Genomic DNA, 23,990 nt, shown 5'->3' on the forward strand with positions numbered 1-23,990 from the left:
GAAATTTAATAATACGCAATTAAGATATTGAGATTGTTTTGAAGAAAGGAATTTACATGAAGTTATTAATTACATTAATGATCACATTATTTACTTCTATGGGGTTTGCAAAAACTTTTACGAGTCAGTTTTGTGAGTTTCTTCTTCCTACGGGATGGGAATGTGACATGGAGGGCTCAGAGTGGGTTTGTCAGTCAGTTAACGAGGAAAGAAAAAAAGAAGCAATCATTATTCTTGCTGCAAAACTAAGAGGACCACAGGATGATCTGCCACAGTATCAGGCATATCTGCAGGCTCCGAAGTCGTTTAAACTTCCTGGTGGAAAAACACAGATCTCTGAAGCGAAGTATACAAAGCAGTTAAAAATAGCAACTCAAAACCACATGTGGATCGACTCTCTTCATCTTGCTTCCGAAGTGCCAGGTTTTTACACAAGATATTTAGCAACTGTAAAAGGTGAACTTGGTGTTGCTGTCACTTTCTCAGTATCAAAAGATCACTATGATAGCTATAGACCAATTTTTGATAAAATTGTTGAAACTCTAAAAGTATTTGCTGAAAAGAAAGCAGCTCCAACAGACTTTAAACTTGCAGGTTCTAAATCAGGTTCAATCCCAGGTGGTGAAGGTGACTTCATTGATGACAACGCTGGAAGACAAGATATTGGTGTAGGTAAGCAAGGTGCTGGAAAAGGTGGCTCTGGATCAGATGATATGATGTTGTATCTTATTATCGGTGCTGCAGTCGTAGCAGGTATTATTCTTAAAAAGAAGAAGGGTGCAGCTGGTGCGGGTAAGAAAAAGAAAAAGAAAACAAAGAAGTAGATAATTAGAAAGAGGACTTAATGTCCTCTTTTTTTTTGCATACAAAGCTAGAGCCTGGTGTTTTTAAACTTTCACAAAGAATACTAATAATGCTCTCAGGCCCTTCAATCATGAGAGAAAGTGGATCTTTTTCTATGCTAATTTTATTCGATTGAATTCTCCCTAATCCCGTTGGTAAATAACCGTCATCTAGTTTCTTGTAACGAAGTAGTGTGAAAAATTGGTGTATTTCTTCTTCATAATGTGAGAATGAGAGGTCGCGATCTTTGTTTCCTGAGTTAATCTCTAGTACAACTTGTCGAACTTTTTTTTCTAGTAAGGTAAGTGTGAATGAGAGACTAATGATCAGTGAGAAAATAGTGAGGGCCAATGAAGCCTTCCAATTAAGTAGAATAAGGGTTGTAATACAAATAATAGAAGTTAAGAGTATGCAGAATAGGGTAACAAGTCTTTGTGTCTTCATGACATTAGTTTAGACAAAAAAAAAGCTCCGGTTAAGGAGCTTTTTTATTTATCAGAGTTAAGACAAGACTTGATTGCTTGTGTTAATTCTGTGTGTTTTGCAATTAGTGTTCCTTGGTTAGCTCCACCCCATGAAGAACATCCTCCGTGAGTGTGAATACCAATGATTTTTTCATCAGACTCTCTAATGATTGTCGATCCTGAGTTACCACCCATTGTATCTACAGTGTGTGTAAGTCTTGAGTATGGTCTTCCGTTCCAGTTATCTTCATCGTCTGTATCTCTCGTTGCTGTACCAACAGATTGTAAAGCTCCTGTATGAGTTTGTTGAGCAAGGTTCTTTGATGGCTCTGAATCAAGTCCGTAACCTGTGATTCTTAATACATCACCAATTTCTGGGATTTCAAAAGATACATCGTATGTTCCTTGAACATCTCCTGCATATAATCCTGTTTCATTGTTTGGTAGTACTTTAAATACTGCCCAGTCATTACCTGGTCCACCATTTTTACTTTGAATAGATTTTTGATCAATATCGTATACGTCTTTAGCTTCAGGGTGTTGAATATTTCCATTTACAGATTCAGAAGTATTGAATTCAGCAACTTTTAAAACAGATAGACAGTGACCAGCAGAAACACCACATGATTTAGAAATCATCGTAAGTGTACATCCTCCATCTCCAGATCTTGAGTCTAGCAGTCTACCAATCTTTGGGTTAGTTGAAAGAGCTCTGTCATCAGTTTTTCCACAGATTGATTTATTACCAGCGAATGCCGTTAGGTTTGCCAAAGCTAAAATTGCTACTAGTCTCATCTTTTCTCCACTTCTTTGAACTTGTGGAAAAAATATTACACATAACATTAATTATCTGGCCAACAAAAACCTGACAATTTTAGTAGATGTTAGATAATGTTAAGTTTTTTGCCGTTTAGTGAAGCAAATGCGTGCTTTTGACTTGTTGTGTCAATGTCAATTTCACGAGTTTCCTCGTATGTTTTGACCTCCTTCCAGCTCGTTTCTTCAGGATTGCCTTTTACCGCCAATGGGTTTGAGTAGGCCCTGTCAGGAAAATAGGGGGAGTTTGTGGTTTGCTGAGGTGTTAATTTCTCGAGAACGACGCGTCTTTCAGTATCTTGGAGAGATTTTTTAATCTCTCTAAGTTCATCTAAAATACCTTTGTCAATTTGTTGTGATGATATCCTCATTAACTGACTTATCGGAATAACGGACTATTACTTGAGCAATATGTTTCTGATACTGCGTAAGTATTTGTTTCTATTAGTGTCGTGAATATTGTGAGAGGCATTTTCGACTGGGATGGCAATATCAAATTGATCAGCAATTAGTTTATATTTATGATCATTAACTCCATAAAGATAAATTGTTTTCTCCGTATTTTCAGTGAGAACACGTGGTGAAATAGCAGGCATTTTGGACTGACCCATTAGTTGCAGTGAGTACTTCCAGCCTTCAATATATTTTGTGTCTTTGTTTATCAAAGTTTCGAATTTCGGTGAGTTTTCAATTCCTGTGAAAATCGTTTGCTGATACCAATTTTTTAAAAATAAATTCAGTTCTTCATTTGTTGTAACACCATTAAATAGTTTTTCATCTCGCTCTGCACGATCTAACTTTTCTTCGTTAGGGATACCAAGCCCAGATGATTCAAGAATTAATTTTTTGATGGTGTTGTTATTCATCGCAAGTAGAGAAGCGACACGGCCACCTAGCGAGTAGCCAAGAGCATTAATTTTTTTCTTATAGCTGAGTTTTGTGACTGCTTCACTGAGTTTCGAAATATAATCGTTAAAATCACTGTAGAGATGAAGTCCTTCTCCGTTGTGACCTGGTAGGTTTACAAAAATCAAGAGAAAATCTTCTTCAAGTTCTGGAATTAGAAATTCAAAGTCCTTATCACTACCCATGAATCCGTGAAAAACGAGGAGTATATCTTTTGAAAGATCTCCTCTGATGAGAGGATTGCCAAGTATCTCCTTGACTTCATAAAGTGAAGAGCCAAGCGACTCAAGTTCTTTTCTTGGTATTTTAATTCCTGCTTTAATGGAATCGAAACTTTTAGATTGAATGAGAAGTTTTGGTTCATGGTATTTTGGAAGATTTTCTTTGATTTTGTGAAGGACCTCTCGATGAGAAAGAACCTCTACTGCTTCAATGAAACTTACGCCTACTTGTCCAAGTCTTGAATCAGTAACAGCGACTGTCTTACTTGAAGTGATGCCTTTCATACTCTGTTGAATTTCATGGTCAATGGAGTGGGGGCTAATATTTTTTCCTCCACTGATATAGATATCATCGGCTCTTCCAAAAACAGTTAAATTATTATGAATATCAAATTTACCGATATCACTTGTTATAATAGTTCCATTGAAATTCTCTTTGGAAAAAATACCGTGAGCGATAGTCTCTCCAGAAATTTCTATAATATTTTTGTCATTGAAGCGAATCTTTGTGTTGCCAAGTGGGGAACCTACAGTTTCAAGTAGTTTTAAGTCTGTTGTAAAAGGAGTTGCGCAAATTTGGGAGCACGTCTCTGTTTGTCCGTAGGAATTGGATAATTTTATCCCAAGTGCGACAGATTTTTGCAAGGTGTGAAGGCTTGTTTTTGCTCCACCGAGTACGACTCCCTTAAGTTTTTTAAGTCTATCGCATGAGTATTCATCCGTTAATAACTTTTGAAGCTGAAGATCAATTAGCGAGAGAATTGTGATTTCTGGATTCATGTCTAGAGATGAAGCAATATTTTTTGGATCACAGAAAACCGTTTTTGCTTTTGCCAGGATCGTTCGATAAATAATCATCAGACCACCAATGTGAAAGAATGGGAGAGTCATCCCCCAGCAGTCATTGATGTTCATTTGATAGTGCTCTATTGTCTGCTTTGCACTTGTTAAAAAGTTAAAATGAGTGAGCTCAATAGGTTTTGGTTTTCCACTTGATCCTGAAGTAAAAATAATGGTCGAAGTGTTTGAGAGCACTACTTCTTTTTCTTTGAAATCATAGTTTAAAGCATTTTCAAAATTTATATTAAATGATGTTAGAAGTTCATCTCTTTGTTTCTGTGGCAGTGATGGGTCGATCATTATCGCCACCTTGCCACTTGCAATGATTGCAAAGTATTTAACAAGATCGTGAGGAGAGTTGCACTCTACGACTTGGTACTTTTCGTCAGAAACTTTTTGAGCGCAAACTTCACTCCAAAAGGATGTATAGGTGTAGTAATCCTTGATAAAGGTAGTCTTTAATGAAAAAAAATCTGAATATAGTTTCATGCTATTTCACTTAGTGGCAGAGGAATTTGCACACTCTCTCTGTCTTTTAACTTAATCCCTGTTCCCATCAATCGAATACCTTTTGGAGAGCTATTGATGAAAGATTCGATGGCATTTCTTATCATAGATATGGCCTGATCATCTAGGCACAGATGATCAAGAATTTTCTTGGCATGGATTGAGTCTAGCATTAATTCTTTGGTATGAGATTCAAAGTCGCTATATCTTATTTTTATCACAAGATGTGAAATGGTTCGATTATGAATATGAAATTGATCTATTTCTTTAAAGCGCTCACCAAATTCCTCAATCAGATCATCAATATAATCTAAGGCCATCGATTTTGTCGTTTCCGAGAAGAATGTTCGTTCAATGCTAAAACTTTTTCGCTGACGACGATTGATGACTTCTGAATTATCAATTCCAAGGCATGATTCGTATAGATCAATGGCGTAGCGTTTACCAATTTTGATGATGAGCTCATGAAGATCATACTTTAAAACATCGGAGCAGGTTCTTAGGCCAATTCTTTCAAGATTTGTTGCACTGACTTTACCAATTCCTGAAATTTTCTTTAAAGGAAGGTCTTTCAAAAAATCCTGCGCCGAATCTGGCGTGACACAATATTGTCCATTAGGTTTATTCCAGTCTGATGCAATCTTTGCGAGCATTTTATTATATGAAATTCCAGCAGAGGCAGTAAGTCCTGTCCTCTCATATATTTTCTTTCTAATCTCATTGGCCATCAGTGAAGCCGAACCCTCAAAATGTTTTGAGTCCGTAACATCAAGAAATGCTTCATCAAGTGAAATCATTTGTACTTTGTCTGTATATTCATAAAAAATATCACGAACAATTTTAGATGCGGCTTCATACTTTGCAAAATTTGGTCTAACTAGAATGAGACTTGGGCATAGCTGAAAAGCTTTAAAGGTAGGCATTGCAGCTCTTACACCAAATTCACGTGCCTTGTAATTACTTGTGCAAAGAACACCCTTCGTTTTCGAAGGGCCGCCGATGGCCATAGGGACATTTTTTAATTTGGGGTTATCTCTCATTTCAACAGCAGCATAGAAACAATCCATGTCAATATGGATAATTTTAAATGTCTTCTGATGAAAGATGTTATTCATAGTTTCTAAGTAGCCCTACAACAACTCCTGCTATTCTGAAGTCTTGATCTTCTCTGATTGAGAATGGCTTCAGTCGTTCGTTTGCAGGGTGAAGTTCGATAACTCTGTTTTTTTGATAAAATCTCTTAACTGTTGCTTCGTTGTCGATTATGGCGATGACTGTTTGACCTTGGTTTGCCTGGGCCTGATAGCGACAAATTAGTACATCTCCCTCAAAAATTCCGTCTTCAATCATCGAGTCACCTTGCACATTCAGTGCATAGTATTTTCCTGGGCGATTGACCATTGTTTTTGGAACAGAAGTAAGGCTATCAGGGTTTTCAAGGGCCTCAATAGGATTACCTGCGGCAACATCCCCAAGAAGAGGGATTTCTTCATAAAGATCATTTTGAGCTGTGATTGTTGATTTTGCTTCAAGCTCAAGCACACGAATTCCTCGGCGGGCATTCCAGTCCATCTCAATAAGATTTGCTTCCTGAAGGTACTTCATATATTTATTTACAGAGCCAAAAGACTTAAGGCCAAAGTGGTCTTTAATTTCTTTCTGTGTAGGAGAAACCTCCTGCTCGAGAGTGTAAGTCTTAATATATTCGTATACTTCTTTCTGTTTTTTAGTTAGTGCCATATAAATATAATGTGCGTAAGTAGGGCGTAAGTCAAGTATATTTTTCAATGGCTAATTTTTTGACACGATTGAAAGTTCTACAGGTTTTGCCCATTTGGGCCACTGCAATTGATATGATGTTGTCTTATCGCTACCAAGCTTTTTAGGAGTATTAATGTCACCAAAAAATGGTCTTTTCCTTTTAACTTTCATCATTTCTCAATATTCATTTGCAACAACTTGTCCAAGTGTGAAGGAGAGAACCGAGGGAGTTTGGAAAACGGTTTCATATTGTGAAAAGGACATCCTTACTAAGGAGCTCGAGTACTATATTCCGACAGGTTCAAAGACAAAGGAAATTCATTTCAACTCTAAGGGGCAAGAGGTTTCTGTAGATTCATGGAGTACCGATGGAATACATCGTTACTCTTCAGTGATCGAACATAAGGATGAATCCCATTATACAGAGACATCTTACTCTACAGATGGGAAACGTTCTCTTGTCTCTAAAGAGGAACATACTTTGCTCGAAGGTGATGATTTTATTACTAAAGAATGGGTGATAACAAAGTCATCACACATTCCACAAGCAATTAAACATTATAAAATTGCTGCTGAGAAACCATATCGAATTGATGTGCTAAATAAAGAAGGTGAGGTCGTTAAATATTATCTTGTTACTTTTAACATGGATGCACCATTGGCAAATCTTGTAAATGAGTTCCAAGCATATACACCAGAAGGTGCATTGATTGGAAGTTATGATGAAAGTAGTGATTTTGATATTGTTTCACACATTAAGCGCACTTCTAAAACAGAAGCAGAAGCTACTGAGAAAATAAGAATATTTGAAAATAAATATCGTGAGCCTGTCGTCATTATTGATACTGGTTTTGATATCATGCACCCTACAATTACACATAAACTCTATAATTCGCCAGTTGAGATTTCTGGTGATGGAATTGATAATGATGGCAATGGGCGAATTGATGATTCTTGGGGATGGCAAAGACAAGATGATGCAGGTTTAAGTCTTTTACGCGATGACAATAATATTAGAGAGACTCATTCTCTTATTCATACTCCTTATCCTGTTTCTCATGGAACACATGTTGCATCTCTTGCTCTACGTGATCTTGATAGCTATGGTCTAGTTGGATTTGCTGGAGACGTGGCCATTGCTGATCATCTCGAAAAGGCAGGCGATTATATAGCAGATAAGAATATTAGATTTGTGAATATGAGCTTCGCGATAGGGTTTCCAGGTGTTCCTATGTCGGCACCCCGTGAGTCTTTTTATTATCTTGAAAATATTTTTATTCAAAATCCAAATGCTTTATTCACAGTAGCAGCAGGCAATGGAAGAGGGGAACTCGACTTAGATCAAAAGGGGAATGATAACTTTCCTGCAAGCTACAATTATAATAATATGATTAAGGTTGGTGCTATCAATACTTCTGAACTTTCTATTAATGACTATCCTAATTATAAGATGGCCTCTTTTTCTAAGTATGGAATTAGCAAGGTTCAAATTTTTGCTCCTGGGCAAGGAGTGGTTTCTGCACAATCTGGTGGTGGGGATATTGCTCTTAATGGAACGTCAATGGCATCGCCATATGTAATGAACGTGCTACTGAAAGGACATGAGTTAAACAAAAAATTGGATACACAGTCTTTGAAAGAGTTATTACTAAAAACTGTTTACATACCAAAGGGGAATCCATTTCCATGCCAAAGCGGTGGGATCGTCGTTCCAGAGCGTTTCTACCATGCTATTAAAAATGTCTCAAATGATGGGTCATTAATAAGCGCAATTGAAAGCGCACGTAAGACAATAGCAATCGCTGGCGAAGAAAGATCATTAGAAGTTATATCTAAGATGTGGAGAGAGAGAGGCCTGTAATTTTTACAGACTATTCGTTAATAGAACTAATATATTATTTAAAGAATATTAAAGTTTCTTAGAAATAGGCATGTTAGAAAATTTTATTTGACTACTGTAAATACACAAAAGTATTGTCTCCTCAATAATAATTCAAAGGGGGAGATTGATGAAGTATTTACTATCAGTATTCATGTTAGCTCAACTAACTTTTGCCAATGTCAGCGTGACAAAAATTGCTGTTAACGAAAACAATGATCCTTATTTTGAAATTTCAGAAATCCAAGTAAAAGAACTTCCACCGTTAAAAGCAAATCATGAAGCTCTTGATGAACAGAAAGTGGATTTAAAACAAATCGCGATGGTTATTGACGGTATTATCGCAATAGGAAAGAAAATTTGGCCTATTATCGAAGCTGGGAAGCCAGTGGTAGATGTAAATATGGGACAAGGTGTTTCAGTAATTCCATTTAAAAAGGGAGATGATCTTAATGCCACATTTATGGATATGGAAAATTGGTCTGCTCCAGTAGCAAAAAGATACAATGTTACATATAAGAATGGTTTTGGGGCAAAAGTTATATCTTTTGATTACACTGTAATGTTTCAGCACAGTGGTTCTTTTGAAGAGAAAGGAAAGTATCTTACAGGTGTTAATGTTGTTGCTTCGAATATCTCCGTAGCATGGGGATTCGATTTTAAGGCATCTACTGAGCTTGTTCAAATTTCAAACCACGGGAGTAAAGACGATCGTGTAGCAGGTGCAACTTTTAAAGTTAATTACACAGCTGAAACTGTTTTCAAAACTATTCAATCTGCTGACACTTTCCATGTCATGGGTAATGGTCAATTAACAAAGTATTAGTTCATGCTTAAACTAGGCCTACTTTTCGTAGGCCTTTTTATTCTTAACCAAATCATAATAAAACATATACAAGTCAAAAAAATCTTTTAATTTCCATAAGATATCGCGCAAACTTATTTTATAACTTTTACACGTTTAGCCATGCATTGTGGATAAATACACTCAAGTGAAGTATAAGGGGGGCAAATCGATTTTATACACTTAAGGGGTTTGTTGTGCATTTTAAAAAGTTGCCCGCTATTGCTGTTCTAGCTACTAGTTATCTTTGTTCGTTTAATTCGTCTGCAAAAGACTTAGAAAAATTTTATTTTAAGAATTTCTCTTATGAGGAGTATGTTTACTCTGATTCAAAGAAAACTGAAGTTGGAGATACTGTAGAACTTGAATTAGATGTTGCTTACGATTATTCAGAAAACACGAAATTCACCCTTGGTTTTGAAACATATCCAGAAGACAATCGCTTTAATAATAAGACGTCAAAATTTGAATTAGTAGCTTCTCATAAATATGAAAATGTTAAATTTTCAATCGATGGCGAACTTCAAACTAATGAACCAGATAATAATTCTGGTGGCACTAGTATAGGTGCTGATCTTGACTCAGACAAAACTTATATTAAATATAATATGAGTAAATCAGTTGCTCTTACTTACTTTCCATTTAACTTTGATGGTGAAGTCGGTGAAGAATTCAATACTTGGGATGTGACAAGAATTTACTACTTTGAAGGAACTCCTAGTTCTATTAGTGGAACAATTAGTGATGATGAGAAAGTCGCGCAAAAAACAATCCCTGGACTCGTTTTAAGCTATGAGGGTGAAAATGGTTTAGATGTATACGCAGGGATTGGAAAAGCAACATTCTTATATCCTGGTAACGCGAACTTTAATCTTAGTTCAAACCCAAATGCGACGAGATGGGAGAGAAAAGAGACAACTGGGATTAAGGCCGGAATTTCTTATGCGCAAGCAAAAGAGATGAAAGTAGAATTGAAATACGTAACTCAAGATAAGTCTGAACAAACTGGTGCTCTTTTACAGTCTGCTGCTTCTGTTTATGGATTATTTAATATTTTGGATTCATTTCTGTTTGAAGCAGAAGTTACTTACTCAAAAGCTGGAAAAGCACCTTGGAATGTAAATAGATCTAAGAGCTGGTTCGACAAGACTGCTCCTTTTCAACCAATCTATGCTGATAGCACAAATAAACTTCAAGACTGGATTGGGAAGAGTGATACTGCGTATGCAGTAAAACTTGCATATATGCTTGATGATGTAACACCATATGTTTTTTATCGTTATCAAGGTGAACACTTCATCTTTAGAGAAAGAGAGTCTGCACATATCTTAAGAACTGCAGATGACTCTAAGTCACACGGTGGTCTAAGTCGTTTTGGTCTTGGGAGTTACTTTAAAAAAGGTAAGTTCACAATCAATCCTGAGTTTGAAATGTTAAGAGCGAAGAATCCTGTTTTTAGTAGCAGTTCTGACGTTCGTGATGATCGTCTTTTAAGTACATTTAAAAAGAATGATTATCTACTTTATATAAAAGTTGATTACAACTTTGATGGATCTAAATTATTTGCACTTTAATATTGGGGAACCTATGAGGCCACTACTTTTAGTTTTTGTTTTATCACTTTCATCACTATCTTTTGTTTCTTGTTCGAAAGAAGAGAGTGTTGAAGTTACGAATCTTGCTCCTGAGTTTTCTGAGCTACAGAGCATGGCGTTTAATCTTGAAGAGGATGTGGCCAAAGGCAGAATTCTTTCAAACTCTACTGAAGCCGACAGAAATATCATCATCTCAGCCGTGAAAAGATCAAAGACAGCTGTTTTGGCCTTAAATAAAGATTCAACCAATATTAGTTACATTAAAGTTCTTGTTGAATCTGTGCGCGAGTATCAAAGTGCTTCTAAAATTACACGTGATGAAGCGAAGCTTGATAGATACTTTAAAAGAGTCGCCGAGCTAGCATCTAAATATGCCCAAATTGCAGGTCTTGATATTGCTTCTCTTAAATGGAAACAATTTGAGTATTCATTTAGCGATGGAATTGCTCCTTTTGGATCATATGCAGATGCTGCAAACTGGACAACTGACTGGCAACAAGACATGCCCCTTGCTCTTATAAAAGGAACTGGCACTGATGCTTGGTTAATCTCTCCTGAATTTGATCTAACCGATGTTGATAGCATCTCGCTTGAAATCAATCATATGTTTGGAGTTGATAGCAACGCTCGTGAAACAGGGGTTGAGTTTAATAGAGCTAAATTCATTAGAGATGTTTACAATCTTGTCGTTTCTACTGATTACCAAGGTGGTGACCCTTCGAGTGCAAAGTGGACAAAGATTTCAATGGGGAAGCTTCCTACTTCGGTTGATTTTCATAAGGTCAAAAGTGGTGAGATTTCTCTCGATCGTTTTGCTGGAGAAAAAATTACAATTGCATTTCACTATGCTGCCGATTCAAAAAAAGTTGGTCGTCATTACCTAAACTGGAATATTTACGATTTCAAATTATCTGCAAATAAATCTATCGGCCCAGTTGAAAGCCGTCCAAGTTCAATTCTTACTGATAAGGTTCAAGGTAGCCTTGGAAACTTTCAGTCGGTATCAAGCTCTGCAGAGGGCGCCCAGTGGACATATGGTAGTGGTGGAGGAAATGAATTCGCTGTTATTAATAGTAATGGTACAGACTCAACTACATGGCTAATCTCATCGAAGTATGACTTATCCAAAGTTGAGAGTGCGTCACTCGTTATTAGAGAAATTGCAAAAAATATCGACTTAAGAAATGCCAAGATTCTTATTTCTAGTGACTATAGTGGTGGTAATCCTACTGAAGCTTCATGGGAGTCGATCAACCATAAGAGTGCAAAAGACGTTCTTGATGATAGCTGGAATGATTTAACGGCAGGTCCATTTGATCTTAAAGATTATATCGGTAAAGAAATTGTTGTTGCTTTTGAATTTACTCAAAAGGCAAATGATAGATCAACTTGGGAAATTATCTCTCTTGATTTCATTGGAAAGGGAGAGGCAATTTCAAGGACTAAGTTAAGTCTAAGTTATGAGACACCAAAACCTATCGAAGTCGGTGAAACTGTCAAAGAAGTTAACCTCGCTGAAGTATTCGCTGATCTCTCGCAAGTTACAGTTAGTGGTACTCCTGCAGACTTCTTTGTAAACAAAAGAGGTGATTCTCAAAATATTCGTATCTCAGGATATAAGAATAAGAATGATGGTGTAATTCGTTTGATTTCACCAAAGTTTGATCTTTCATCTGTAGATGCAGATTCTATCTTAGTAGAACACTCATTAAACTTTGCAAAAGGTATTGATCCAAAAGAGCTTGTAAAGATTTATGTAAGAGAAGCAGGAAAAGATGAGACATTAACTCAATTATCTTTTGATGACTTTCCACTTGGAAATTCTTTTAATGTTGTGAAATCTGGTCCAGCTGCAATTCCTGCTGAGTTGGGTGGAAGACAAATCGAAGTTGTTTTTGAGTATAAATCATTCGATCCTAACTTTACGACATGGGATATCTATAATCTTCAATTGAAGAAAATGAAATAGGTTTGGTTACTATGAAATATACTATTAGTTTACTTTTTATATCGCTCTTCTTCACTTCTTGCTCAGACAAGGGGTATCGTTTACAAAATGATGAGGTGGCTATCACTGCAAGTGCAAGTATGATGCAGTCTTCAAAAATTGGAAATCTTGTTACGAGTGCGATGAAGGAAACTAATGGGCTCGATATGGTTCTCTTTCCGAGTGAACTTCTTCCTCAAGATATATTTTCTCTTGTTTACCCAGGAATGACAGCAACTGAGATTACTGAGTTTGTTAACGAATTTTCATCTGGAGTTAAAGACCAATTTCGTGTTGGTGTGATGAGTGGTAAAGATATCAAGGCCCTTATTGCAGCTCGTGCAAAAGAAAAATATTACGCTGCTTTTCAGGTTGCGGGAATCAAATATCATATTCATTATGTTGGTGGAATGGCCCGTTTTGAAAACTTTGAGGGAGACGAAGGTGTCCGCCTTGAAGACAAAAGAAAGTACAGAATTGCAGTCAGTGAGTACTTCTATTTTAGTGGGACAACATTCCCAAGTTATAAGTACAAAAATGGCATGAACCGCACCCTTCGCGAAACTGGTGAGACGATCTCAGTAAAAGAATCGCTTACAAAATACCTTAGGAATGTTGAGTTTCTTCCATATCTTGACGAAATAAGAGCTCTTGTAACTACTAAGATCATAGGTGATGTCGGATTTAAAACAATCCCTCAAATCCAAGGAGAAACTCATCTATCTCCTTATTATGGAAACAAAGTAAAGACAACAGGTATAATTACGGCCGTTGCTGCTGCAGACTGGTTTCCTGGTGGAACTGATTTATATATTCAAACTAAAACTCCTGATGCTAATCCAAAAACATCGGAAGCAGTTTTCGTTCATCTCGATAGCGAATCACTTGTTTTAGATATTGGTGATGAGATTGAATTATCAGGTGTGGTTTACGAGGATATGACAACTTCAGGTCTGTCGCTAACTTCCATAAAAGAAGTTTCTTCTTTAAAAATTATTTCAAAGGACAATCTCCTACCGGCCCCTGTCAAACTTGGACATGGGGGACTTGAAATTCCTTCGAAGCACTTTTCTACTTTCATTGGAAACTTAAACGATAAGAAAACTTTAAACCTTGATGATGCCATTGATTTTTATGAGTCGCTAGAGGGAATGAGAATCAATTTCAATTCTCCTCGTGTTGTTGGATTTAGAGGTGGAAATGAAGAGTTTGAGGAGTTAAGTGCTAAAGGGCATCTTACTCTCTACGTTAAAGTTGATGGTGATCAACAACTTGTTAATGAGACTCCAGACGGTGGAGTAATTGTTGATGAAATAAACGATCTTCATAATCCAGATATTTTACAAATCATATCAAGTCACCTTTCGACTGGTATTCCTATCGATTACTACTATCAAGTTGGACAAACTATTGAAGGCCAGATTGAAGGGGTACTTACATATAGTAAAAACCTTTTTGGAGGTGGAGAATTCGCTGTAGTTATCCCTCAGAAACAAAACACTCTAACGACCCTGGTATCTACTGAAGCTCCACGCACACAGATGGTTCCACTTGAAAAAAGACCAATTGCTCCTTTTGATAATGAAGATGATGCTCTAACTGTTGCTACTTATAATGTTGAAAACCTAGCAGGTAATCAACAGCGAAGAATCGATGAGATTGGAAAATCTATTCGCGTAAACCTTAAATGTCCAGATATTGTTAATCTTGTTGAGATACAAGACTTTAATGGAATTGATTTTAAAGGTGGTGCATCGGCGGTAAAGACACTTCAAAAGCTCATAGCAGCAACAGGATGTAGTGGTGTTGATTATGGTTATATTAATATCGATCCAATAGAAAATGGTGAGGGGGGACAACCTGGTGGAAATATCCGTGTTGCCATGATCTATAATAAGAAAAAGCTTGGTTTTAGTGAAAGAAAGATGCCGACTTCAATTTCTGATACATACGTATTAGAGAATGGATCAATTAATTATAATCCTGGTCGTGTTTATGCTAACGATGATGCTTTCGAGCACACAAGAAGAAGTATCGTTGCTGAATTCTCTTATAAAGGAAAAAGATTATATGTAGTTGGTAACCACTTTAACTCCAAACTTGGAGACTCCGATCGAATGGGTGCAGTACAACCCTTTGTCTCTGGATCAGAAACCAAACGTGTAAAGCTTGCAAAGATGATCAATAATTTTGTTCAAAGAATTCAGCACTACGATTCTGAAGCTATCGTTTTTGTTATGGGTGACTTTAATGCTAATCTCAACGAAAACTCAATGAAGGTTCTCGCTGGAGATCATATGACAAACCTTGTTGGCGTGGATGCTCTGGTTGACTTTAATGATCGTTACACAACGAATCATAACGGAACTTCTCAGCCTCTTGATTATATTTTTGCAACCAATAATGTTTTCAAATACGAACTTCAGGTAGCTCCTCTGCATATCAATTCAGACTATATGGGACGATTGTCTGATCATGATCCTGTGGTTGCAAAAATCAAAGTTAAACTGGACCAGTAAATTGGGGATGTCATATCCCCTTTGTAAATTCAATTTTTGAACTAATCAACAATTTGCTTCATTAAAATTAGGTGTTTAGCGTTCTTGTATCCTGGCATGGCCTGCATTAAACATGTCATGATATACCGCTGCCCAAATTTTGACTGTCACTCAACAACCAAAAACAAACATATTTCAAAGGATGGCTTCTTTTTTAGACGGAATGATTCAAGAATGATTCAACGTTTTGTCTGTAAGACCTGTGGGAAAAAATTCTCTCGCGCAACCTCAACGCTTGAGAAGTAATCAGAAAAAAAGAAGGATCAATCGAAGACTTTTTCTTGATCTCGCTACAAATAATACAATGAGATCATGTGCACGAAAGTATAAGGTTAACTACAAAACGATTTATAATCGAATTAATTATTTTGCAATCAAGGCCAGAAAGAATAATAACAAATTTCTCAAAAAGCTAGAGAAGTCAAAAGTTCAAGCAATGCAATTTGATGATTTAATTACAGTCGAGCATACAAAGATGAAGCCTCTTACAATTACAATAGCAGTCGATAGAAAACGCCGGTACATCCTCGCTGCAGAAGTTTCAAGGATTCCCGCCTTTGGTTTACTAGCTGAGAAATCACGAAGAAATATGGATATCGAAAAAGTGAACATGAAAGAGGATTAGAAAATGTATTTGAAAAAATTAAAAATGTTGTTGCTAAAGACGCAAGAATACAATCAGATGAGCATCAAGCTTATCCAAAATTTGTGAGTAAATATTTTCCAGAAGCAGAGTATAGAAGATATAAAGGAGGTAGAGGTTGTATCGCCGGTCAAGGAGAACTTAAGAAACTTCGATTTGATCCTCTTTTTACACTAAACCACACTTGCGCGATGTTTAGATCAAATATAAATCGACTTGCGAGCGAGAAAAAGTTGGTGCACAACAAAGAGAATCGACATGCTTCAAAGGCATGTCGATATTTTTATAAGTTACTTTAATTTGATTTATCTGAAAGGGTCTCTCCCCATTTAACTGGAGCAGTTTAGAACCAGAAAGAGGCCGAAAGATTAGCTCCATAAGCATTATAATCTTCAAGTTCAGTTTTATAATCTACGTTTCTGTACTGTCTCTCCCAGATGAGTCCGTAGTTAAGTTGTGCTCTTTGTGCTATCTTATACTGAAATCCTGGGTTAACTTTGTATGAGTAGTAAGTTGATGTTTTCCCATCGTTGTAGCTACTCTGTCCTTCAATATTTGCATCGTAATTATTTTTATCATGATGTTGTTTTCTAACAAATGCTGCTTCTAGGTTAATCCCTGTTGCCCACTTATCTGAGATTCTATAAAGATATCCAAGTTGAATTAGGTTGTCGTACTGCTTCTTTGATGTGTATTTGTCGTTTGGATGTTTTGAAGTGTAAGCAAATACATATTCAAACCATACTTCATATGATTCAGTGTTTTTGTTATAAGCAATATCAAATGCCCAGTCAGCATCTGGATCAATGTCTCTCCAGTAGTAAAGACCTGCAATTGAATATTGTGTCTCATAGTCTGGAGTGAGATTGAATTGGTACGCAAGACCTCTTTCATTTTTTGAGTTGAATGTCTTCTCTTGAGTGTATTCAATTGTTGACTTACTGTCTTTTAAATATGGCTTAGATTCATCGTCTCTGTCACGTTTAATTGATTGGCTATTACCAAAGAAAGTAATATTTTGGTAGTAACCATTTTTTCTTCTTCCTATCTCTAAGTTTGCAAGATATTTTCTATCCTGATCTCTAAAAGAGTGGTTTGTGTTGATTAAGTAACCACCATCTGTGTACGTGATATCTGAGATACCATAGTGCATTTGGTGGAAACGAATTTTTCCTTTTCCAAAAGTCATTTTGTAGTTTTCGTCGAAACGATACATGACAAGTACTTCTTCCATAAGGTCAGTTGATCCATCGATGTCGAGTTTAATCTTTGAAGAGAAATCTTCGTGATTAAAGTAAACTTTTACATCTGCTGTTCCATAACCGAGACCGATTGAACCGTCTGAACTTTCAACTTTCTCAAGATTTAGTAAATCAAGAGCAACGAAACCTTTGACTTTGAAGTCTGCTCCAAGAGCACACAATGTCATTAATGAGATGAGAATTGATTTTCTTAACATGATTATGCTCCTAGAATTTTGGATTATCTAGTTAAGCATGTATCAGAAAAAACACGTTTCTTAAAGGACTAACTTATTAATCAATGTAGAATCACCTAATATTAGGATCTCGTTAAAATATAATCACTGACTATATTAGGGGGGACGCTAAGATGATAGTTTATTTTAATTTCTTACTGTCTATGAACTGCTCTACTTAAATGGGGATAATTATCTTGAATCTTCAATAACTACATACTGTTAGGTAAGCGTATTTGTCGCAGCAAAAAAAAATCTTAATTAACTATTTAAAATTGCCAAAGACAGCCTAAAATTTATCCCCATTTAAATGGACCAGTTTATTTAGAGATCATGGCACATTTCGTAATACTCGAAATAATTGTACTCATTTACGAAATATCTTTCAGCGCACGGATCACTTGCCATTGAACGGTTTTTCTTATCAACTTGGTAAGAAGAACAAGAAGAAAGGGCCATTAAAATTATTGCTATTGGAATTAATTTTTTCATAGATACCTTCATAAATTGCCGATAGATTTACTCTCATAAACCTATCGGTAAATTACATGCTATCCTTCACAAAAAGAATGGATATCTAAATAATTTAGATGACTTAGACTACTTCTTATCAGAGTCTGACGATGAAGAAGAGTGGCAAGACTTGTCTTTTCTGTCACATGATTTTTTGTCGCAACATTTCTTTGAACCATCTCTCGAACACGATTTACCATCTTTGTGCCCATGGTGATCCTTATGAAACATCCCACAAGAAGTGAAAGAAAGAAGACCTGCTAAAATAAGTACGTTTGAAAATTTCATTTTTTCTCCTCGAAAATACTTCTAATAATATTATAAAGAAAAATGAGAAAAAGTGTATGCCTGTACCTTTGTTCCTTGTGGACTAAATAGGTCTTGTTGTTGCATTTGAGTAATTGTGCCAAGCCCATGCGCCAAATCATCATTTCCGCGTTTTTTATTTATGATATGACCCAAATGTAGAAGTGTGTTCAATGATTGTGCGGGTTCATAACTTGAGCTTAGTACGAGATCTATTTCTTTGAAAGAATCATTATCTAGTAATTTAAAAATATTTGAGATTGATGAATTGTAACTAGGTTTTAATATAAGTGCCTTTATTGAATATCTAAATTTTGAGAAAATTACATCAAAATTATTTTCTATCACTGTTTCATCTAGCGCCAGTTTAAATTCACTTCTTCTATTGAAAGTTTGCCACTCATTTATGTCTAGAAATGGCTCTTCAATATATTCAATCAATGAAGCAGGAATATCTTTTAAAATTTTTTCAAGTTGAGTCACAGAAAGTGACCGGTTCGCATCAAGTCGTAACTTAATGTCAGTATTTGTGAAAGACTTGAGTAGTTCATTCTCCGCAATACTATCTCTTTGACCAATTTTTAACTTCTGCGTTCCTCTCGTTTTGACATTGTCATCAAATTTGGTCTGCAGCGCTGAGACTTCTACAAGAGGAGTGGAATTCAGATTAATATATATTGGTAGCAAGTTTTTGATATCTAAGAATGCTAGAAGCGCTTGTTCGATAGCAAATTGAAAATTGGCATCAAGCTTAAGATCATCAATCAAATTAAAGTATGGTTTTGTTAGATCGAAACACGCAAGATTTCTGAGTTCTAATTCAGTTGGTAACGACTGTTTTTGATCCTTCCAAAATAGAGGAAGTTGGTTCACCTCTCCAAGAATCTGGTACTGGTTAGTGTTGTCGATAAAGAAGAAGTCGAGTTCTTTTGAATAGGTCTCAGTGTAAAGTTGCCCTTTCCAAGGGATTTGGTTTTTGAAATAGTGGGTACGCGTACTACCTTCTTCAATCAGGATTTTCATGGTAGCGTTAGTGTGATCGCGTACACAAGCCCATAAAGAAAGAGATATTTACCTGTGCTTGCTAAGTAATTATTAAATTTCTCGTCTATAAAATCTTTCGCGATTGCTTTCCATGTCTTAAAGAAAAGATACATCGTGAAACTTGTAATGATAACAGTCGATTTCTTCGAGAAGTAGAGAATATCAACGAATGGCACAAATGACGAAAGTAATACGAAGATTAGGACAAGTGCACGGGCCTTCTTTTCCCCTAGAAGAATTGCTAGTGTGATTTTAGTTGTTTTTGAATCACTTTTAATATCTCGAAGGTTGTTAATTGCCATGATCGCGGCACTAATGAGACCTGGAGCACAGCCCATAACTATCGGTGCGTAATGAAATTGATTGGTTTGTAAAAAGTAAGTTCCATAGACAGCTACCGGACCAAAGAAAATAAATGCCAGAATTTCGCCAAGTCCATAGTAGGCGAGAGGTAGTGGACCACCTGTGTAAATGAAAGCGAAAAGAATAGAACTAAGTCCAATGGCAATGATTGTTGGTCCTCCAACACACATAAGATAGATGCCAATGATGAAGGAAATTAGTAGTGTAGTAATAAACGATTTCTTTACAGTTTCTTTACTCAGCCCACCTGTCGCAGTTTCTCTTGTAGGGCCTATTCTGTCTTCTCCATCGATTCCTCTCACGCCATCGTAATAGTCATTGATGAGATTTGTGGAAACTTGTAAAAACATTGCGCACAGAAGTGTTAAGATGGCGACAAGAGTATTAATTTCTCCAATGTGCGAATAGGCTATTGCAAGTCCCATTGCTACAGGCCCGATTGAGGCTGGTAAGGTTTTTGGTCGAGATGCACTTAATAGTTTTTTTATCATTACATTTTTACCGTTTTAAGTTTGTCGTATACGGCCTTATTTATCTCTTCGTTTAGCTCAACTTCGATAAAGTTAATTTTGTTCTGTTTTAAGGCCTTTGAATAAATCGCGTTGAATTCAATTTTCTTTTGAACTTTTGTATATTCAATATAGTCAAAAGCTCTTAGAAGATCAGTGAAATTATTAGTGTGAGGGGTTGTTAGTAGGTGGAGAAAGTCACGCTCTTTTGCCACTGGCAGAAGTTCAAAAATTCCACCACCCTTATTGTTGACGATAATAATCGTAATATTCTTATCTTTCATTTCCTTAAGCATATAAAGAGAATTCAGATCATGCATGAATGAGATATCGCCAAGCACGAGAACTTTTGCTTTGTCGTCAGCATCACATAGGCCGCATAAAGTTGCATTAAAACCTTCTATACCACTAACCCCGCGATTACTAAAAACAGTAATTGGATAATGCGAGTCTGCCGAAATGTAGAGATCAAATGACCTGATAGCAGTTGAATTTCCAATAAGTAGATCAATTTCGACATCAGTTTTCTCAACGATATTCTTTGAGAGGTATGGAAATGATATTTCATTTTCTTCGATGATATCTCTCTTGGCATTAGTGAAGGTTTTCCAGTTGATGACTGGGGAACTGTTTAGTCCAAGATTTTTGACTTCGGCCAGAAATGATAATGGATTGCAAATTACTTTAATATTATTTGAAAAACCAGGGTCATGATCTTCGTCAAAATCAGTAACGTGGATGATTTTGATTTGTGGATTTAGTTCCTGGTAGCGGTAGTAATGTTTACTAACTAGACGCCCACCGATATGAATAATAAGATCTGGCTTACTTCTTTGGTAGGCCTCAAATACTTCACTGTGATCAAATGAAGGATTGAGATTATCTTCGAGATTGAAGTGATACTTAATCCCACTAGTGACATCAATATACTTTGGAATGTCGATCTCTTTAAGGGCTTTAATATAATCTTGGCCATTTGCTTGCTTATCAAATTTACCAAAAACAAGAAGCGGTGAGGTTGCCGATTTTAATAGGTCTTCAAGTTCGGCATTAAGTTTGAAGTTATTAAAGAAGTACGTTTTATTCTTGGAAAGTGAGTTATGAAATGTTTCTTTTGCACTTTCAAGATAAGATTCGCTTATTAATTCAGGAGTCGCATCAATTGGTTCCCTAAAAGGGAGGTTGATGTGAACAGGGCGTTGGTGGGCCTTTGCTCTACCAATTGCCGTTGCGATAAGTGTGCGAAGACGTTTTGGAGTTAATGCCTCAGATGGAGCTTCTAGTGCTAGTGTGTAGCAACAAAACTCTTTAAAAATATCGATTTGATTAATTGTTTGGTTCGCATCTATTTTGACTAATTCAATCGGTCTATCGGCCGTTATGATAATTAATGGGAGGTTTGAACGGTAGGCCTCAATTACAGCGGGTAAAAAGTTTGCCATCGCAGTACCAGAAGTACATGTGAGAGCGACAGGGTTCTGTTCCTTTTTTGCTTTTCCTAGCGCCCTAAAAGAAAGTGCACGCTCATCTATAAAGCTATATGGCGTAATACTCTCATTATAAAATGATGCTGCAAGTATAGGTGCATTTCGCATTCCTGGGGCACAGTAAAAATCTCTGACGTCATTCTTTGCGAACTCGTCAACGATCATCGATGCCCAAAGGCGAGAGATGTTTTCATTTAGTATATTACTCATTTATTTATTCTCAAAAATTTTTGAAAGTTTTGCATTTTTACAGCAGTCTCATTCCACTCGTTAAGAGCGAGGGATTCTTTAACAACTCCGCATCCTCCATAAATTGCGATTTCGTTAGAGTTGACTCTTGCGCATCTAATTGCCACACACATATCTGACTCATTCTTAGAGAAATATCCCATTGGCGCAGCATAGAAACCACGAGTTTCAGTTTCATTTTCTAAGATGAAGTCCATTGCACTTTTCTTTGGAAGTCCGCCAACTGCTGGTGTTGGATGTAATGAAGTCAAAAGTGAGATATCTTCTCCTTTTTCAACGTTTGCAGAAATTGTGGTATGAATATGCTGTACGAATTTTAACTTTAATATTGTTTCAATACCTGACTTTTGTAAGTTAGATAGTTTGTCGCCATGGTTTGTCTCTAGAAGATTAGTAATGTAATTTGTTACAAAGCGATGCTCTGATAATTCTTTCGGGTCGTTTAATAACTTTGTGGCAAGTGCTTCATCTTCTTCAGTGGTGATTCCTCGTGCAATTGTTCCAGCAAGGGAATCAATTGTTAGTAGACCATCATTAGTTCTAAAGAGACATTCTGGAGTAACTGACATGAATGCCTTGCTCTTTTCATACTTAAAGTAGAGTAGATAGCTTGGGCTGTTTTGATCTTTTACAAGCTTAGTGAACTCTTCTTCACTGTTGATATCGTTAGAGAAAGTGACAACCTCTTGACGATGAAGAACAACCTTATCAAAGATTTTTTCTTCAAATGCGAAGTGTGCCTTTGCAATCATCGCAGACCACTCTTCTTGATTCGGTGTCAGTCTACTTGATAGAATGAAATTATCCTCGTCTCTATCATTACTAGTGCTTAGAAGCTCAAGTAATTCGATTGTTATGGCCGAGAGGTTTTCATTTGTTCGAAGATTTATCTTAATTTCATTTTCTTCAAATATAATTCGTGGGATAAAGTAGAGCATCTCTTCGAGCCCTTCCCATTTATCTTCTTTGGATGAAGTAAGTTCTTTCTTGTTAAATCTCTCGCCCCCTAAAATCTTGATGAAATCATGTTCTTTAAGAATATTTGAGATTACTTTTTTATCTGTGTGGGATGTAAATGTGCTGAGACTTCCAAGTGCAAAAAGCTCCTTTGATGGCTCAGCTTTGGTTTTAAAATAGAATTTGAAATCAGCGCTAAAGTATGTGATCAAACTTGAAAGCTTGGTCGTTTCTGTCTTAAGAATTATTTGTGAAAATTCTCTGCCCTTGGTGATGTTTTGTTCACCTTGTTTCAGTGCTTTTAAAAGGTCTGTGCTAAGGGATGAGAGTTTAATCACTTTCTATTTATCTCCAATGTACAGAGTTGCAATTCCAAAAGTTAGTTCTTTATAATGTACATTTTTAAAACCAGCATTCTTCATAAGCTGTGCGAAGTCATCTCCATACGGGAAGTCCTCGACTGTTTGATTTAAGTAGCTGTACGCATCTTTGTGTTTTGAAATTAGATTTCCTACAAATGGTAGCAGGTACCTAAAGTAGAAGAAGTAAATTGCTCTAAAGAAAAAATTCTTTGGAATAGAAAATTCAAGAACCATCGAACGGCCATTTTCTTTTAATACTCTATGCATATTTACCAGTGATCGCTGTGGGTCTGGAAAGTTTCTAATTCCAAAACTTACTGTTGTTACATCAAAAATTTCATCAGCAGTTGGAATTTCAACACCATCGCCAATTTGCATTGATGCTTTATTATCAAGTTTTTGATTTTTAATTTTAACGAGTCCTAAGTCAACCATGCCTTTTGACATATCAAGACCTGTCACTTTCTCAACATTCTTTGCTTTTGCTAATGCGATAGTTAAATCCCCTGTTCCGCAAGCAAGGTCAAGACAATTGAGATTTTCTCTTTTTGGAAGATTTGCGATTGCTACTTTTCTCCAATATATATCAATACCAAATGAAAGAATGTGGTTCAAAAGATCATATGTTCCTGCGATTTTATCAAAAATTTTGTATGACTCTGTCTTTCTTTCCGACAATTGATTCGACACGATAATTTCCTTTTTTTGCTTATTTTCTATTATTCGCACATTATACCTGGCGCCATAAATGTGCAAGAGTCCTTTTATATTTAACAAGTTAGACAATTATTTTCTCTGGGTAATTACTTGTTTACGAAATATTTCAAAAGTGTTAAAACTAGCTGAAATAATTGGAGTT

22 protein-coding genes are annotated in these 23,990 nt (G+C 36.3%); 8 read left to right on the forward strand and 14 right to left on the reverse strand.

Annotated features, from left to right (window positions below; all coding sequences use genetic code 11):
• Positions 1-56 precede the first annotated feature (56 nt).
• On the forward strand, positions 57-824 hold the full coding sequence (locus M900_RS11880; RefSeq protein ID WP_021275159.1) for a hypothetical protein: 768 nt from the start codon (positions 57-59) through the stop codon (positions 822-824).
• Between the two features lie 4 nt (positions 825-828).
• On the opposite strand, the gene M900_RS11885 is transcribed toward M900_RS11880, so the two are convergent.
• From M900_RS11885 to lexA, 6 genes are all read right to left on the reverse strand, one after another.
• Positions 829-1,287 carry a hypothetical protein gene (locus M900_RS11885; RefSeq protein ID WP_034732578.1) on the reverse strand — a complete coding sequence of 153 codons (459 nt, stop codon included), beginning with the start codon at positions 1,285-1,287 and terminating at the stop codon, positions 829-831.
• A 44-nt stretch (positions 1,288-1,331) separates the two neighbouring features.
• Entirely contained in the window at positions 1,332-2,102 is a 771-nt protein-coding gene (locus tag M900_RS11890) for a serine protease (protein WP_021275170.1), read from the reverse strand.
• A gap of 89 nt (positions 2,103-2,191) precedes the next feature.
• Positions 2,192-2,494, reverse strand: a complete 303-nt coding sequence (locus tag M900_RS11895; RefSeq protein ID WP_021275127.1) for a hypothetical protein — start codon at positions 2,492-2,494, stop codon at positions 2,192-2,194.
• A gap of 27 nt (positions 2,495-2,521) precedes the next feature.
• Positions 2,522-4,579 (reverse strand): alpha/beta fold hydrolase, encoded by a 2,058-nt coding sequence (locus M900_RS11900; RefSeq protein ID WP_021275274.1) that lies wholly within the window; start codon positions 4,577-4,579, stop codon positions 2,522-2,524.
• On the reverse strand, positions 4,576-5,712 hold the full coding sequence (gene dinB / locus M900_RS11905) for a DNA polymerase IV (RefSeq protein WP_021275151.1): 1,137 nt from the start codon (positions 5,710-5,712) through the stop codon (positions 4,576-4,578). The genes M900_RS11900 and dinB overlap by 4 nt, the downstream gene beginning before the upstream one ends.
• Positions 5,705-6,337 (reverse strand): transcriptional repressor LexA, encoded by a 633-nt coding sequence (gene lexA / locus M900_RS11910; RefSeq protein WP_021275069.1) that lies wholly within the window; start codon positions 6,335-6,337, stop codon positions 5,705-5,707. Before lexA ends, dinB begins: the two co-directional genes overlap by 8 nt.
• Before the next feature lie 154 nt (positions 6,338-6,491).
• Between lexA and M900_RS11915 the strand changes: the two genes are divergently transcribed.
• The 7 genes from M900_RS11915 (at position 6,492) to M900_RS17815 (ending at position 16,163) form a co-directional block, all read left to right on the forward strand.
• The gene (locus tag M900_RS11915) at positions 6,492-8,219 is read left to right on the forward strand and encodes a S8 family serine peptidase (RefSeq protein WP_021275193.1); all 1,728 of its coding nucleotides are present in this window, start codon (positions 6,492-6,494) and stop codon (positions 8,217-8,219) included.
• A 148-nt stretch (positions 8,220-8,367) separates the two neighbouring features.
• Positions 8,368-9,063, forward strand: coding sequence for a hypothetical protein (locus tag M900_RS11920; protein WP_021275076.1), 696 nt, complete (start codon positions 8,368-8,370; stop codon positions 9,061-9,063).
• 215 nt (positions 9,064-9,278) lie between these two features.
• Positions 9,279-10,655 carry a hypothetical protein gene (locus M900_RS11925; RefSeq protein WP_021275119.1) on the forward strand — a complete coding sequence of 459 codons (1,377 nt, stop codon included), beginning with the start codon at positions 9,279-9,281 and terminating at the stop codon, positions 10,653-10,655.
• 13 nt (positions 10,656-10,668) lie between these two features.
• A complete protein-coding gene (locus M900_RS11930; protein ID WP_021275238.1) occupies positions 10,669-12,645 on the forward strand; it encodes a DUF5017 domain-containing protein in 1,977 nt (658 codons plus the stop codon).
• Between the two features lie 11 nt (positions 12,646-12,656).
• Complete coding sequence (locus tag M900_RS11935) at positions 12,657-15,182, forward strand: 5'-nucleotidase C-terminal domain-containing protein (protein ID WP_021275103.1); 2,526 nt, start codon at positions 12,657-12,659, stop codon at positions 15,180-15,182.
• Positions 15,183-15,456: 274 nt separating this feature from the next.
• The gene (locus M900_RS11940; RefSeq protein WP_198296012.1) at positions 15,457-15,846 is read left to right on the forward strand and encodes a hypothetical protein; all 390 of its coding nucleotides are present in this window, start codon (positions 15,457-15,459) and stop codon (positions 15,844-15,846) included.
• Positions 15,847-15,929: 83 nt separating this feature from the next.
• A complete protein-coding gene (locus tag M900_RS17815) occupies positions 15,930-16,163 on the forward strand; it encodes a hypothetical protein (protein ID WP_021275068.1) in 234 nt (77 codons plus the stop codon).
• Positions 16,164-16,207: 44 nt separating this feature from the next.
• Here the strand turns inward: M900_RS17815 and M900_RS11950 are convergent, their stop codons facing one another.
• The 8 genes from M900_RS11950 to ubiE all read right to left on the reverse strand — a co-directional run bounded on the left by M900_RS11950 (position 16,208) and on the right by ubiE (position 23,821).
• Complete coding sequence (locus M900_RS11950; protein ID WP_021275198.1) at positions 16,208-17,323, reverse strand: hypothetical protein; 1,116 nt, start codon at positions 17,321-17,323, stop codon at positions 16,208-16,210.
• A gap of 342 nt (positions 17,324-17,665) precedes the next feature.
• Positions 17,666-17,833 (reverse strand): putative lipoprotein, encoded by a 168-nt coding sequence (locus M900_RS17750; protein WP_021275080.1) that lies wholly within the window; start codon positions 17,831-17,833, stop codon positions 17,666-17,668.
• Between the two features lie 108 nt (positions 17,834-17,941).
• Positions 17,942-18,142: a hypothetical protein gene (locus tag M900_RS11955; protein ID WP_021275135.1), complete on the reverse strand. Its 201-nt coding sequence runs from the start codon at positions 18,140-18,142 to the stop codon at positions 17,942-17,944.
• Positions 18,143-18,172: 30 nt separating this feature from the next.
• Positions 18,173-19,183, reverse strand: a complete 1,011-nt coding sequence (locus M900_RS11960; protein ID WP_021275271.1) for a mandelate racemase — start codon at positions 19,181-19,183, stop codon at positions 18,173-18,175.
• The gene (locus M900_RS11965) at positions 19,180-20,058 is read right to left on the reverse strand and encodes a 1,4-dihydroxy-2-naphthoate polyprenyltransferase (protein WP_021275269.1); all 879 of its coding nucleotides are present in this window, start codon (positions 20,056-20,058) and stop codon (positions 19,180-19,182) included. The genes M900_RS11960 and M900_RS11965 overlap by 4 nt, the downstream gene beginning before the upstream one ends.
• Complete coding sequence (menD, locus tag M900_RS11970) at positions 20,058-21,773, reverse strand: 2-succinyl-5-enolpyruvyl-6-hydroxy-3-cyclohexene-1-carboxylic-acid synthase (RefSeq protein WP_021275113.1); 1,716 nt, start codon at positions 21,771-21,773, stop codon at positions 20,058-20,060. Before menD ends, M900_RS11965 begins: the two co-directional genes overlap by 1 nt.
• Positions 21,770-23,107, reverse strand: a complete 1,338-nt coding sequence (locus tag M900_RS11975) for an isochorismate synthase MenF (RefSeq protein WP_021275222.1) — start codon at positions 23,105-23,107, stop codon at positions 21,770-21,772. Before M900_RS11975 ends, menD begins: the two co-directional genes overlap by 4 nt.
• A gap of 3 nt (positions 23,108-23,110) precedes the next feature.
• The gene (gene ubiE, locus M900_RS11980; protein ID WP_021275067.1) at positions 23,111-23,821 is read right to left on the reverse strand and encodes a bifunctional demethylmenaquinone methyltransferase/2-methoxy-6-polyprenyl-1,4-benzoquinol methylase UbiE; all 711 of its coding nucleotides are present in this window, start codon (positions 23,819-23,821) and stop codon (positions 23,111-23,113) included.
• Positions 23,822-23,990 lie beyond the last annotated feature (169 nt).

This window comes from Bacteriovorax sp. Seq25_V, assembly GCF_000447795.1.
GTDB lineage: Bacteria > Bdellovibrionota > Bacteriovoracia > Bacteriovoracales > Bacteriovoracaceae > Halobacteriovorax_A.